General features: G+C 65.3%; 14 protein-coding genes. 8 read left to right on the forward strand and 6 right to left on the reverse strand.

Annotated elements, in window-relative coordinates:
- The first annotated feature begins 124 nt into the window (after window positions 1-124).
- The 4 genes from ACOQOU_RS02190 to ACOQOU_RS02205 all read left to right on the forward strand — a co-directional run bounded on the left by ACOQOU_RS02190 (window position 125) and on the right by ACOQOU_RS02205 (window position 3,572).
- A complete protein-coding gene (locus ACOQOU_RS02190) occupies window positions 125-916 on the forward strand; it encodes an ABC transporter substrate-binding protein (RefSeq protein WP_109768185.1) in 792 nt (263 codons plus the stop codon).
- 95 nt (window positions 917-1,011) lie between these two features.
- Window positions 1,012-1,722, forward strand: coding sequence for an ABC transporter permease (locus ACOQOU_RS02195; RefSeq protein ID WP_109768147.1), 711 nt, complete (start codon window positions 1,012-1,014; stop codon window positions 1,720-1,722).
- Window positions 1,719-2,555, forward strand: coding sequence for an ABC transporter permease (locus ACOQOU_RS02200; protein ID WP_420578828.1), 837 nt, complete (start codon window positions 1,719-1,721; stop codon window positions 2,553-2,555). Before ACOQOU_RS02195 ends, ACOQOU_RS02200 begins: the two co-directional genes overlap by 4 nt.
- A 114-nt stretch (window positions 2,556-2,669) precedes the next feature.
- The gene (locus tag ACOQOU_RS02205; RefSeq protein ID WP_281004524.1) at window positions 2,670-3,572 is read left to right on the forward strand and encodes an NAD(P)-dependent oxidoreductase; all 903 of its coding nucleotides are present in this window, start codon (window positions 2,670-2,672) and stop codon (window positions 3,570-3,572) included.
- 7 nt (window positions 3,573-3,579) lie between these two features.
- On the opposite strand, the gene ACOQOU_RS02210 is transcribed toward ACOQOU_RS02205, so the two are convergent.
- The 3 genes from ACOQOU_RS02210 to ACOQOU_RS02220 all read right to left on the reverse strand — a co-directional run bounded on the left by ACOQOU_RS02210 (window position 3,580) and on the right by ACOQOU_RS02220 (window position 5,332).
- Window positions 3,580-4,044 (reverse strand): Lrp/AsnC family transcriptional regulator, encoded by a 465-nt coding sequence (locus ACOQOU_RS02210; RefSeq protein WP_109768149.1) that lies wholly within the window; start codon window positions 4,042-4,044, stop codon window positions 3,580-3,582.
- A 69-nt stretch (window positions 4,045-4,113) separates the two neighbouring features.
- The gene (locus ACOQOU_RS02215; protein WP_109768150.1) at window positions 4,114-4,734 is read right to left on the reverse strand and encodes a uracil-DNA glycosylase family protein; all 621 of its coding nucleotides are present in this window, start codon (window positions 4,732-4,734) and stop codon (window positions 4,114-4,116) included.
- A complete protein-coding gene (locus tag ACOQOU_RS02220; RefSeq protein ID WP_109768151.1) occupies window positions 4,727-5,332 on the reverse strand; it encodes a thermonuclease family protein in 606 nt (201 codons plus the stop codon). The genes ACOQOU_RS02215 and ACOQOU_RS02220 overlap by 8 nt, the downstream gene beginning before the upstream one ends.
- Before the next feature lie 120 nt (window positions 5,333-5,452).
- Between ACOQOU_RS02220 and ACOQOU_RS02225 the strand changes: the two genes are divergently transcribed.
- Window positions 5,453-6,994, forward strand: a complete 1,542-nt coding sequence (locus ACOQOU_RS02225) for a sensor histidine kinase (RefSeq protein ID WP_306025853.1) — start codon at window positions 5,453-5,455, stop codon at window positions 6,992-6,994.
- 8 nt (window positions 6,995-7,002) lie between these two features.
- On the opposite strand, the gene cobT is transcribed toward ACOQOU_RS02225, so the two are convergent.
- Entirely contained in the window at window positions 7,003-8,019 is a 1,017-nt protein-coding gene (cobT, locus tag ACOQOU_RS02230; RefSeq protein ID WP_306025854.1) for a nicotinate-nucleotide--dimethylbenzimidazole phosphoribosyltransferase, read from the reverse strand.
- A gap of 126 nt (window positions 8,020-8,145) precedes the next feature.
- On the opposite strand from cobT, the gene ACOQOU_RS02235 reads away from it, so the two are divergent.
- The 3 genes from ACOQOU_RS02235 to ACOQOU_RS02245 are packed head-to-tail and all read left to right on the forward strand — an operon-like array spanning window position 8,146 to window position 9,889.
- Window positions 8,146-8,913, forward strand: a complete 768-nt coding sequence (locus ACOQOU_RS02235; protein ID WP_306025855.1) for an adenosylcobinamide-GDP ribazoletransferase — start codon at window positions 8,146-8,148, stop codon at window positions 8,911-8,913.
- Between the two features lie 37 nt (window positions 8,914-8,950).
- Window positions 8,951-9,190, forward strand: a complete 240-nt coding sequence (locus ACOQOU_RS02240; RefSeq protein ID WP_109768187.1) for a DUF1289 domain-containing protein — start codon at window positions 8,951-8,953, stop codon at window positions 9,188-9,190.
- Between the two features lie 6 nt (window positions 9,191-9,196).
- Window positions 9,197-9,889, forward strand: a complete 693-nt coding sequence (locus ACOQOU_RS02245) for a TIGR02281 family clan AA aspartic protease (RefSeq protein ID WP_306025856.1) — start codon at window positions 9,197-9,199, stop codon at window positions 9,887-9,889.
- A 4-nt stretch (window positions 9,890-9,893) separates the two neighbouring features.
- Here the strand turns inward: ACOQOU_RS02245 and ACOQOU_RS02250 are convergent, their stop codons facing one another.
- Together ACOQOU_RS02250 and dusA are read right to left on the reverse strand one after the other, a co-directional pair.
- Window positions 9,894-10,718, reverse strand: a complete 825-nt coding sequence (locus tag ACOQOU_RS02250; protein ID WP_306025857.1) for a sulfite exporter TauE/SafE family protein — start codon at window positions 10,716-10,718, stop codon at window positions 9,894-9,896.
- An 88-nt stretch (window positions 10,719-10,806) separates the two neighbouring features.
- Window positions 10,807-11,832 (reverse strand): tRNA dihydrouridine(20/20a) synthase DusA, encoded by a 1,026-nt coding sequence (dusA, locus tag ACOQOU_RS02255; protein ID WP_420578898.1) that lies wholly within the window; start codon window positions 11,830-11,832, stop codon window positions 10,807-10,809.
- Between the last annotated feature and the right edge of the window lie 77 nt (window positions 11,833-11,909).

An 11,909-nucleotide genomic window follows, 5' to 3' on the forward strand; every position in this document is an offset into this window, starting at 1 on the left:
GCCTGCTGACACCCAGCTGTCATTTTTGGTTGCAAAGCGCTTTGGTCTCATGGAACATCGCCGCCAATGCCCATCAGGGAGGTGGGCGTTCAACCGCCCGCGCAAGCCGCGGGCCACGCGTGACATGAGGTATTCCATGCGTTTGAGCACAACAATTCTGGCCGCGGCCACGACCCTTGCCCTTTCGGTCGGCGCCGCCCAGGCCCAGGACGCCATGCAGATCAAGATCGGCACCGAAGGCGCCTACCCGCCCTTCAACAATCTCGAGGCGGACGGCTCGCTCGTCGGTTTCGACATCGACATCGCAAAGGCGCTCTGCGAGGAAATGGGCGCCGAGTGCGAATTCGTCACCCAGGACTGGGATGGCATCATTCCGGCTTTGGTGGCCGGCAAGTTCGACGCGATTATCGCGTCCATGTCGATCACCGAAGAGCGCAAGCAGACTGTCGACTTCACCGAGAAGTACTACAACACCCCGCCGGCGATCGCCGTCCCGAAGGATTCCGACATCACGGCTGCGACCGACGAGGGCCTTGCCGGCCGCACGATCGGCGCCCAGTCGGCGACGACGCACTCCAACTATGCCGAAGAGAAGTTGTCCTCGGCCGATCTGCGGCTCTATCCGACGCCCGACGAGTACAAGCTCGACATCGCCTCGGGCCGTATCGATGCGGTCATCGACGATGTCGTCGTGCTGTCCGAGTGGCTGGCCACCGACGAAGGACAGTGCTGCAAGATCCTCGACACGCTGACGCCGGACCCGGTGATCAACGGCGAAGGCGCCGGCATCGCCATCCGCAAGGGCGAGGACGAACTTCGCGAGGCCTTCAACGCGGCGATCCAGGCGATCCGTGCGAACGGCGTCTACGAGCAGATCAACAACAAGTATTTCGAGTTCGACGTTTATGGCGGCTGATCGCGCCGTGATACATTGAGCATTGAGCGAAAAGCGGCGGGGACGGCCTGTCTCCGCCCTTTTCACATCCGCATTCCTCCGACGATGGATGGCTGATGGACGCGCTGGGCTATCTGGCATTCGGCGACACCGGCTGGAGCGACGAGATCGCACGCGGCGTGCTTGTCACTGCTTCACTGGCCTTGGTCACCCTGCCCGTCGGCCTTGCGATCGGCTTTCTTCTTGCCCTTGCAAAGCAGTCCCGCGAAGAGACGCTGCGGCTGGCCGCCGACATCTACACGACGATCTTTCGCGGCCTCCCCGAACTGCTGACCATCTTCATGGTCTATTACGGCATGCAGATCGGCATACGGCAGGCATCGCTCGCGCTCGGCTTCGAGGGCGGCTTCGAGATCAACGCCTTCGTCGCTGGAATGATCGCGCTGGCCGTCGTCTTTTCGTCGTTTGCGAGCGAGGTGTTCCTGTCCGCCTTTCGCGCCATTCCCCACGGCCAGTACGAGGCCGGTGATGCGCTCGGCCTGACGCGCTGGCAGACCATGCGCACGATCATAGCGCCGCAGCTCGTCCGCATCGCCCTGCCCGGCTTGGGTAATCTGTGGCTCATCTTGCTCAAGGACACGGCCTACATCTCGGTAATCGGGCTTTCAGACATCATGCGCCAGGCCGGCATTGCCGCGCGCGTGACCAAAGAGGCGTTCCTGTTCTTTGGCATCGCCTGCCTGCTCTATCTGGTGCTCGCGATCCTCTCCTCGATCGTCTTTTCGCGCATCGAGCGCGCCGCCCGGCGTTCGGAGGTCCGCGCGTGACCGCCATCGTCCGCCAGACGCTGCTGGCGCCGCAGCCCGCCCCGCCGGATCTGGCCAAGCAGTGGACGCGCACGCGCATTGTCGGCCATGGTCTGATGGCCATTTGGATATTGGCGGGCCTCGGCATGGTCTGGTGGCTGATCGGCGCGTGGAACATCGAGTTCGTCGACCGCTATCTGCCGCGCTACCTGGCCGGCCTGTGGACGACGCTCTCGCTGGTCGCGATCTCCATCGTGCTCGGCGCGGCACTGTCGCTGCCGCTGGCCTTCATGCGCATGTCGGACAACCCGGTCCTGGGAGGCATCGCCTATGGCTATGTCTATTTCTTTCGCGGTACGCCGCTGCTCGCCCAGCTCTTCCTGATCTACTACGGCTTCGGCACGTTCCGCGCCGAACTGGAAGCGGTGGGCCTGTGGTGGTTCTTCCGCGATGCATGGAACTGCGCTCTGTTTGCCTTCACGCTCAACACCGCCGCCTATCAGGCCGAAATCCTGCGCGGCGCGATCGAAAGCGTGAAGCCCGGACAGTGGGAGGGCGGCGCGGCACTCGGCCTGCGCCCGCTTCAGACGTTCCGCAAGATTGTCCTGCCGCAGGCGATGATCGTCGCCCTGCGCCCCTATGGCAACGAGATCATCCTGATGATCAAGGGATCGGCGGTCGTCGCGCTGATCACAGTGTTCGATCTGATGGCCGTCACGCGACGCGCCTTTTCCAACACGTTCGACTTCCAGACCTATATCTGGGCAGCGGTCTTTTATCTGGTGATCGTCGAGACCGTCCGCATCCTGTGGAACCGGCTGGAAAAGCGTCTGACACGCCACCAACAGCGCTGAATCGGCCTGTGAAGCGCCGGAATCGGATTGTCAGCGCGTCCGGGCAACCGATTCCCATATCGGGGTTTTCCGCCTTTGCGACGGGGTGGATCGGCGCTATGTCGGCATCGGACCATTCAGGGAGACGCACACATGGCCAAAGCGGCATTCATCGGGCTCGGCGTGATGGGCTATCACATGGCGGCGCATCTGAAGAACCGCGGCGGCCATGAAGTGACCGTTTACAACCGCACCGCCGCCAAGGCCGATGCGTGGGTTGCCGAACATGGCGGCGCTGGGGCCGATACTCCAGCGGGTGCCGCCGCCGATGCCGATTTCGTCTTTGCCTGTGTCGGCAATGACGATGATTTGCGCGCGGTGACGACGGGCGCCGATGGCGCCTTTGCGGCCATGAAAAAGGGCGCGATCTTCATCGACAACACCACCGCTTCGGCCGCCGTGGCGCGAGAACTGGACGATACGGCGAAAGCCGCCGGTTTCGGCTTCATCGACGCGCCGGTGTCAGGCGGCGAAGCGGGCGCGGTCAATGGGGCACTGACCGTCATGTGCGGCGGCGATCCCGGTGTGTTCGACCGGGCCAAGCCCGTTATCGAGAGCTACGCCAAGATGGTCGGACTGATGGGTCCGGCCGGCAGCGGGCAACTCACCAAGATGGTCAACCAGATCTGTATCGCGGGCCTCGTTCAGGGCCTGTCGGAAGGCATCCATTTCGCCAAGCGCGCAGGGCTCGATGTCGAAGCGGTCATCGACGTCATATCCAAGGGCGCGGCCGGCTCCTGGCAGATGGAAAACCGCCACAAGACGATGGACGCCGGCGAGTATGATCACGGCTTCGCCGTCGACTGGATGCGCAAGGACCTGGAAATCGTTCTGTCCGAGGCCGACCGCAACGGCGCCGGCCTGCCGGTCACCGCGCTGGTCGACCAGTTCTACAAGGACGTGCAGAACATGGGCGGCAAGCGCTGGGACACCTCGTCCCTGCTCGCCCGGCTCGAAAGGATCGCCGGAGACCGCTGACCGCTGGTCAAACGGGCAGATAGTCGAGCGGCATTTCGGTGGTGAACTTGATCTGCTCCATGGCAAAGACCGACGACACGTCGCGGATCTCGATCTTCTCGATCAGCCGCTTGTAGAACGCGTCATAGGCTGGAATGTCCGGCACGACGACGCGCAGCAGATAATCGACATCGCCGCTCATCCGGTAGAATTCGACCACTTCGGGAAACTGGCTGATCACCTCCGAGAAGCGCTTGAGCCATTCGGTCGAATGCGAATTGGTGCGGATCGAGACGAAGACGGTCACGCGCGCATTGACCTTCTCCGGATTGAGGATCGCCACGCGCCGCTCGATGACGCCCTCCTCCTCGAGCTTCTGGATGCGGCGCCAGCAGGGTGTCGTCGAAAGACCCACGCGCTTGGCGATGTCGGCGACGGCGATGGTCGAGTCTTCTTGAAGCAGGCGCAGGATCTTCCGGTCGAGACGGTCCATTCTTGGGAAATCTTTCTAATCTGGAGCGATACCGCTAGATAGAATAGAAAAATCACCCACGCAAGCCGGTCAGATGAGGTTCCGGACCGCTGCGCGCAGGACCGGCAGAAGGTCGGACTCGAACCATGGATTGCGCTTCAGCCAGCCCGTATTGCGCCAGGAGGGATGCGGCGTCGGAATGACCCGCCAAGGCCGGCCCGGCACGCTCTCATAGTCCCGCCAGGCCGCTACGGTCTCTGTCAGTGTCTTGCGCCGTGCCTTGCCGAGGTGAAATGCCTGGGCGTACTGGCCGATGGCGATCACGAGTTCCACCTGCGCCATCGCCGCGAACAGATCGCCATGCCATGCGCGCGCGCACTCCTTGCGTGGAGGCAGGTCGCCGCCCTTGGCGTCGAGGCCGGGAAAGCAGAACCCCATCGGCACGATGGCGATCCTGCTGGCGTCATAGAAGGTCGCTTCATCGACCGCCAGCCAGGCGCGCAGCCGGTCGCCGGACGGATCGGTGAACGGCCGGCCCGATGCATGCACCCGCGTGCCAGGCGCCTGGCCGCAAATGACGATACGCGCCGTCGGCGAGACGACACACACCGGACGGGGCTCGTGCGGCAGGGGCGTGCCCTCGGGCGTGTCGCGACAAATACGGCAGGCCGTGATCGCGCGCGTCAGTTCATTCAGCGTCGTGCTATTCATAATGCCCTCCCCAGCCGGTCCAGGACTGGAGCCGGCGGAGCGCCGCGCCAAGCCCTGCGCGTGGCACGGCTTTCTCGTCCAGCGCCGCCCTTTGCCGGCGCCAATCGGCAGGCCGCTCGAACCGCCAGGCCCACATGCCGCGCCGTTCCGCCCGCGCCGCACGCTCCAGCCCGTCATGATCGCCATACGCCACGGCCCAGCCATCTTGCACCATCGCGGCGTTCAGCGACGACCGGCCGGCCCCGGTTCGGCAGATGCCCAGAAAGCGGCCAAAGCGGTCGGCGTCGTGGCCGGCGCAGCCGACCTCGCCACCATCGATCAACATCGCCAGATGGCGCGCCGCAAGGCGGCCGCAGGGACGTTCGGCGCCCTCGCCATCGGTGCAGGATTGGCCCATTTCGGGCGCGTCGATGCCACGCAGGCGCACCCGCTCGCCCGCAACGATCAGCGTATCGCCATCGACAATCCGCGCAACGCCGCTCAGGTCGCGGCTGTTCCATGTCTGCAGCAGCGCCGCCAACCCCGCCACCGCGATGATGAAAAGGGCTGCGATCAGAAAGTCCTTGCCGCGGCGCGCACGCCCGCCCCGGCGCCTCATCGGTGCAAGCCTCCGCCCCGGGCCATGAAGGGAGTTTTAACAATTGGGAAAGTATGTTCCGCAGGGTGTTTGTCGCGCAGCGGCGCACCACAGGCACAACGCGAGACGTCCAGCCCCTCCATGATCGCAACCGACCAGCCCGACAAGACGATCGTCGACCGCCGCAAGTCGGGGCACAACCAGGAATTGCGCCGGACGTTGCGCAGGACGCGCGACAAGCTGGCCCTGAGCGGGCGCCCGGATCGTGAATTCGCGCTGGAACTTCTGGGCCTGCATGCCAACGCGCTGATCTCGTCGATCGCTGCGGTTCCGCTTCTCATCATCCTGACGGCGTTCGCCGCGTTTTCGACCGGCTTCGACAATAAGATTGTGCTCTGGGCGATCATTGCCAACTTTCTTTATGTTGCGATGGGCGTCCTGTCCAAGCGCTTCCTGCGCCAAAAGAGCGATGCCGATCCAAGGCGCTGGCGTCTGATCTTTCTGGCGGCCCACGCCGTGACGGGTTTCTCCTGGACCTATTTTGCGGTCAGCGCATGCGCGAACTGCGGAACCGATACGGCGCTGTTCTTCAAGGCGTCGGTCCTGTTGATCGCCATCGCCGCCACGGCCACCATCTGCTACGCCATCCGCTTTTCCATCCTTGCGGCCTTCACCGTGCCCGTCATGGTGTTCGCCGCCCTCAATTTTGATACTTCACCCAACACGATGCTCGCGATCGCCATGCCGTTCTGCGCGCTTCTGTTCTTCAGCTTCGTGGCCGAAAGGCTGCAAAAATCGACCATAGCCTCGATCGCCTACCGGGCCGAGAACGTCGCCTTGATCGCCGAACTGGAGGTGGCCAAGTCGATCTCCGACGAGGCCCGGCGCCGCGCCGAGGAAGCCAATCTGGCCAAATCGCGTTTTCTGGCCTCGATGAGCCACGAACTGCGCACGCCGCTCAATGCGATTTTGGGGTTCTCGGAGGCCATGCATAGCGAGATGCTGGGGCCGATCGACAATGAGAACTACAAGACCTATGTCGGCGACATCCATGCCTCGGGCAAACATCTGCTCAATCTGATCAACGAGATCCTCGATCTCAGCAGGGTCGAGGCAGGCAAGTACGAGCTGCGCGAGGAAGCATTGCGGCTGACCGATGTCGCCGAAGACTGTATGGCGCTGGTGCGCATGAAGGCCGGCCAGAAGCAGATCGTCATCAAGCCCGTTTTCCAGGACGGCCTGCCCCGCATTCTCGCGGACGAAAAGGCGGTGCGGCAAATCATGCTCAACATGCTGTCGAACGCGGTCAAGTTCACGCCCAATGGCGGGCTGATCGAGTTCAAGGTCGGCTGGACCGCATCGGGCGGCCAGTATGTGACGGTCAAGGACAATGGTCCGGGCATTCCCGAGGACGAAATTCCGGTCGTCCTGTCCGCTTTCGGTCAGGGCTCGATCGCCATCAAGAGCGCCGAACAAGGCACGGGGCTCGGCCTGCCCATCGTCCAGGCGCTGCTGGCCATGCATGGCGGCGGTTTCACGCTGAAATCCAAGCTGCGCGAAGGCACCGAAGCCATCGCCATGTTCCCCGCCGCGCGCGTCATGGAAGTGCTGCCTGCCGAGCCGGTCGCCGAAAACGAACGCCCCGCCCGCCGTGGCCTTCTGCGCCGGTCGCGCGCTGCCTGACCGGAACCCTATGCCTCCTTGCCGCTGACGCCGGCCTGCTCGAAGGTCGCCATGCCCGAATGGCATTGCGCCGCCGCCTTGACGATGCCGGCGGCAAGCGCCGCGCCCGTTCCCTCGCCGAGCCTCATCCCCAGATCGAGCAGCGGCGTCTTGCCGAGCCGTCCGACGGCCGCGCGATGTCCCGGCTCGGCCGAGACATGGCCCATCAGGCAATGGTCGAGCGCGGCCGGGTCGGCCGCGTGCAGGACCGCCGCGGCGCTCGTTGCCACGAACCCGTCGATGATGACCGGAATGCGCTCGACCCGTGCGGCAAGGATCGCGCCGGCCATCGCCGCGATCTCGCGGCCGCCGAGACGCCGCAGGACCTCTAGCGGGTCGCCCAGATGTGCCTTGTGCAAGGCCACCGCGCGCGCCACGGCCTCGGCTTTGCGAGCGATCCCGGCTTCATCGGCTCCAGTCCCCGGCCCCACCCAGTCGGTCGCCTCGCCGCCATAGAGCGCATGGAAGATGGCGGCGGCAACGGTCGTGTTGCCGATCCCCATCTCGCCGATGCACAAAAGGTCGGTGCCGCCGGCGATCGCCTCCATGCCGAACGCCATGGTCGCCGCGCAGGTGCGCTCGTCCATCGCCGCCTCCTGCGTGATGTCGGCGGTTGGCATGTCGAGCGCCAGATCGAACACCTTCAATCCCAGATCGTAGGCAATGCAGATCTGGTTGATCGCCGCGCCGCCGGCAGCGAAATTCTCGACCATCTGCGCGGTCACCGATGCGGGAAAGGGCGACACGCCCTGCGCGGTGACGCCGTGGTTTCCGGCGAAAACGGCGACCAGCGGCCGCGTCACCGCCGGCGAACGTCCGGTCCAGGCCGCAAGCCATTCGGCGATCTCCTCGAGCCGTCCCAGCGAGCCGGCCGGCTTGGTCAGCGTTGCCTCGCGTGCCCGCGCGGCGGAAGCCGCCTGCTCGTCGGGTCCGGGCAGGCTGTTCAAAAGCGCGCGAAAATCGTCAAACGGCAGTCCGGTGGTCAATTCGTTTCTCCTGCGCGATGGATCGCCGCGGCGGCGGCCGGTGTTCGGGGCGCACTTGGCCTGCCGGGCCCCGCGATGTAAAGCGGCAAGCATGCCCCATTGTCACAAAACGTCGGAACGCGCGCGATGACGCCGGCTTCGGTCGCGCGTGCGCTTGGCTTTTTGACCCGCCTGCCGGTGCCGGCGCGCTTCTTTGGCGCCGGCCAGGTTGCGCTCTCGGACGATGCAGGCAGCTTCGCACTGGCCGGCGCATTGATCGCCGTGCCCGGTGCCGTGCTGCTGCTGATTGGCGCAGTCTTCGGCGCGCCGCCCTTGATGATGGCGGGCATCGCGGTCTTGGCAACGATCGCGCTGACCGGTGCCCTGCATGAAGACGGGTTGGCCGACACGGCCGATGGATTTGGCGGCGGCGCCACCGGCGAGCGGCGCATGGACATCATGCGCGATTCAGCCATCGGCACCTATGGCGTGCTGGCGGTGATCGCGTCGGTTCTGCTTCAGGTCACAGCTTTGGGCGCGCTCGCGGAAACCGGCGTGATCCAGGCCGCCTTCGCATTCGTTGCGGCCCACACCGCCTCGCGCGCCGCCATGGTCTGGCATTGGTCGAAAACGCCGCCGGCGCGCACCGATGGGGTCGCCGCGGCGTCGGGACAACCCCCCACAACAGCCGTGAACGCGGTTCTGGTCGGCGCCGGGATCGTCCTCGCATTGGCCGCGATCCTCGCAACCGGCGTCGTCGTCACGGCGCTCGCCGCGGTTGCCGTTTCTGCGGCAACGGCCGGCTTCTCGCGCCTGTCCGGCCGCCTGATCGGCGGGCACACCGGCGACACGATAGGCGCGACCGAACAAATTGCGCGCTCGGTGATGCTGGTCGGCCTTGCAATGGCCGCCTGAAGGCCCAGATCAGGACCATCAAGAACCGGAAACGCCGATGTCCGACGCCATTGAATCGCCCTGCATCCTGGTCTGTTCCATCGACATGGCGACCGGCTTTTGTCATGGCTGCGGCCGGACACGCGACGAAATCGGCGCATGGACGCTTTATTCGGCCGAACAGCGCCGGCGGGTCATGGACACCCTGCCCGGCCGCATCGCCACCATCGAGAAGAAGCCGCGCCGCGAGACGAGGCGCCAGCGCATCGCCCGCCTGAAGGAACAGGGCGAAAGCTGAACGCCGATGTTCTTCATCGTTCTTGCCATCATCGCCGGCGCGCTCATTGTCCTGTTTGCGGCGGGCGATACAACCGCCATCGCCGGCATGAGCGGAGACCAGTTCGCCTCGCTCGTCTTTCTCGGCCTGATCGGCACGACGCTGGCCGCCAGCCTTCTCGCCGGCCGCCAACGCGCGGGCGACCTGATCCGCCAGATCGCCATCTGGGTCGCCATCATTCTGGCGCTGGTCGCCGGCTATGAGTACCGGTTCGAACTGCAGGATGCGACAAGCCGCATCAGCGCGGGTCTCGTACCCGGTTCGGCGCGCACCGCCACCGCCGAGGATGGCAGCCGCACCGTTACGATCAGCCGCAATCAGCGCCATTTCGCAACCCGCGCCGACGTCAACGGCCAGCCGCTCCGTTTCATCGTCGACACCGGCGCGTCATCGATCGTGCTGACCCATGACGCCGCCGCCAGCGCGGGCTTCGACACCGACGCCCTGCGCTATGTGGTGCCGGTGATGACCGCCAACGGCACCACACGGGCCGCGCCGGTGACGATCGACCGGATCGCGATCGGCGGTATCGAGCGCGCCGGCCTTTCGGCGCTCGTCGCCGAAGACGGCCAATTGTTCAAAAATCTGCTGGGCATGAACTTTCTGGATACGCTGTCCGGCTTCGAGGTCGCCGGCGACCGTCTGGTGCTGCGCGACTGAGGTCTCAGCCGGCCAGAACGCTGACCATGAAGCGCGCCGAGACCAGCAGCATAAACAGCCCGAACCCCAGTTCGAGCTGGCGCTTGTCCAGCCGGTGCGCGGCCCGCACCCCCAGCGGCGCCACCGCGAGCGTCACCGGGATGATGATCGCCACGGCGATCCAGTTGACATAGCCGGTCGACATGACGGGCAGGCCCGGCGCTGCCCACCCCGCCCAGATGGCGCCAAGAACGCCCGGAATGGAGATCAGGACGCCCACTCCGGCCGACGTCGCGACCGCCTGATGGATCGGGCGTCCGCTCAGCGTCATGAAGGTGTTGTTGAGAATGCCGCCGCCAATCCCCATCAGCGTCGACAGAAAGCCGATTCCGATGCCGGCCGAAAACCGTCCCGCCCGGCCCGGCAGATCGTCCGCCAAGCGCCAGCTGTCGCGCCCGAACAGAAGCTTCAGCCCCACCAGCAGCGCCAGAACGGCGAAGACCAGCCGCAGCCCGCCGCTCGATATCGACGCAAACACCAGAGCCGCGATCACCACACCCGCCGGCACGGCGATCACGTAGCTGCGCAGCAGGTCCATGTCGACGGCGCCGCGCGCCCGGTGCGAGGCGAAAGACCGCAGCGATGTGGGCACGATCACGGCCAGCGAGGTTCCGACGGACAGGTGCATGCGAACCGCATCGTCGATGCCCATCAGGCCGAACACCTGAAAGAAAACCGGCACGAGGATGGCCCCGCCGCCGATGCCGAACAGACCGGCGAGCAGCCCGGCCACCGCGCCGGCGCCGGCGAGCGCGATGATCATCAGGGCAATGTCGGCGAATCCGGTCATGGCATGGGGGCAGGTTTCATCGAGGCGTCCGCCTCATGGCGGGCTTTTGCCGTCGGCGCAAGGACGGTTCGGGCGGCTCCGGTTCGTTTCAGGCAGCCAGCGCGCCGGCATCCTCGATCAGCGACAGCCCCTGGCGGAGCACATCGCCGTTCGCGCCGGGCAGCACGGCCTTTTCCGACAGATGCCGGCGCCATTGCCGCGCGCCCGGCCGTCCGTGGAACAGCCCGACCATGTGCCGGGTGACATGGCTGGCCCTGCCGCCTTCGGCGACATGACGATCGGTGTGTTCGGCCATCACCGAAACGACCCGGTCAAGATCGGGCTCCGGTCCATCGAGGCGATAGACCCGGGGGTCAACCTCCACAAGAATACCGGGCGTCTGATAGGCCGCCCGGCCGATCATTGCGCCATCGACGGCCGCAAACTGCTCTATCGCCTGATTCAGATTGGCAAGACCGCCATTGATCCCGATGAAATGGTTGGGAAAATCGCGCTTGAGTGCATGCACGAGCGGGTAGTCGAGCGGCGGCACGTCGCGGTTCTCCTTCGGGCTGAGCCCGTCGAGCCAGGCCTTGCGCGCATGCACCCATAGCGCGTCCGCGCCGGCCTCGACCACCTGCCCTGCCAGGGCCCAGAGCGCGTCGCGCGGCTCCTGTTCGTCGACGCCGATCCGGCATTTGACGGTGACCGGGACAGGCCCCGCAGCACGCTTCATCGCCGCGACACAGCGCGCGACCAGATCGGGCGAGCGCATCAGGCAGGCGCCGAACGTGCCCGATTGCACCCGGTCGGACGGACATCCGACATTGAGATTGATCTCGTCAAAGCCATGACCGGCGCAGATACGCGCCGCTTCCGCGAGCTTTTCCGGATCGCTGCCGCCGAGCTGCACCGCGAGCGGATGCTCGGCCGGATCGAACCGCAAGAGCCGTTCGCGCGCGCCATGGATCACCGCATCGGCGACGACCATCTCCGTGTAGAGCAGCGCATGGCGGGTCAATTGCCGGTGAAAAAGCCGGCAGTGGCGGTCCGTCCAATCCATCATGGGCGCGATGGCGAAACGTCGAGATACGCTGATCTGCGACTTTCCTTCTTTTCCCACCACCAGGTCCATTTCTCTCATCTTTTGCCGTTGCCTCGTTTCGGCTCGCTGTGCACCCTTTTTGCCCGGAAAGCACATCGGAAGTGGGA

Origin of the sequence: Oceaniradius stylonematis (assembly GCF_965223445.1) — a bacterium.
Lineage (GTDB): Bacteria > Pseudomonadota > Alphaproteobacteria > Rhizobiales > Rhizobiaceae > Roseitalea > Roseitalea stylonematis.

What these genes read in the sequence shown, in the direction of transcription:
- ACOQOU_RS02225 (WP_306025853.1), top strand. Translation starts at nt 5,453, where the DNA reads ATGATCGCAACCGACCAGCCCGACAAGACGATCGTCGACCGCCGCAAG.
- ACOQOU_RS02215 (WP_109768150.1), bottom strand. Translation starts at nt 4,734, where the DNA reads ATGAATAGCACGACGCTGAATGAACTGACGCGCGCGATCACGGCCTGC.
- ACOQOU_RS02220 (WP_109768151.1), bottom strand. Translation starts at nt 5,332, where the DNA reads ATGAGGCGCCGGGGCGGGCGTGCGCGCCGCGGCAAGGACTTTCTGATC.
- ACOQOU_RS02240 (WP_109768187.1), top strand. Translation starts at nt 8,951, where the DNA reads ATGTCCGACGCCATTGAATCGCCCTGCATCCTGGTCTGTTCCATCGAC.
- ACOQOU_RS02190 (WP_109768185.1), top strand. Translation starts at nt 125, where the DNA reads ATGAGGTATTCCATGCGTTTGAGCACAACAATTCTGGCCGCGGCCACG.
- ACOQOU_RS02250 (WP_306025857.1), bottom strand. Translation starts at nt 10,718, where the DNA reads ATGACCGGATTCGCCGACATTGCCCTGATGATCATCGCGCTCGCCGGC.
- ACOQOU_RS02235 (WP_306025855.1), top strand. Translation starts at nt 8,146, where the DNA reads ATGACGCCGGCTTCGGTCGCGCGTGCGCTTGGCTTTTTGACCCGCCTG.
- ACOQOU_RS02245 (WP_306025856.1), top strand. Translation starts at nt 9,197, where the DNA reads ATGTTCTTCATCGTTCTTGCCATCATCGCCGGCGCGCTCATTGTCCTG.
- ACOQOU_RS02195 (WP_109768147.1), top strand. Translation starts at nt 1,012, where the DNA reads ATGGACGCGCTGGGCTATCTGGCATTCGGCGACACCGGCTGGAGCGAC.
- dusA (WP_420578898.1), bottom strand. Translation starts at nt 11,832, where the DNA reads ATGGACCTGGTGGTGGGAAAAGAAGGAAAGTCGCAGATCAGCGTATCT.
- ACOQOU_RS02210 (WP_109768149.1), bottom strand. Translation starts at nt 4,044, where the DNA reads ATGGACCGTCTCGACCGGAAGATCCTGCGCCTGCTTCAAGAAGACTCG.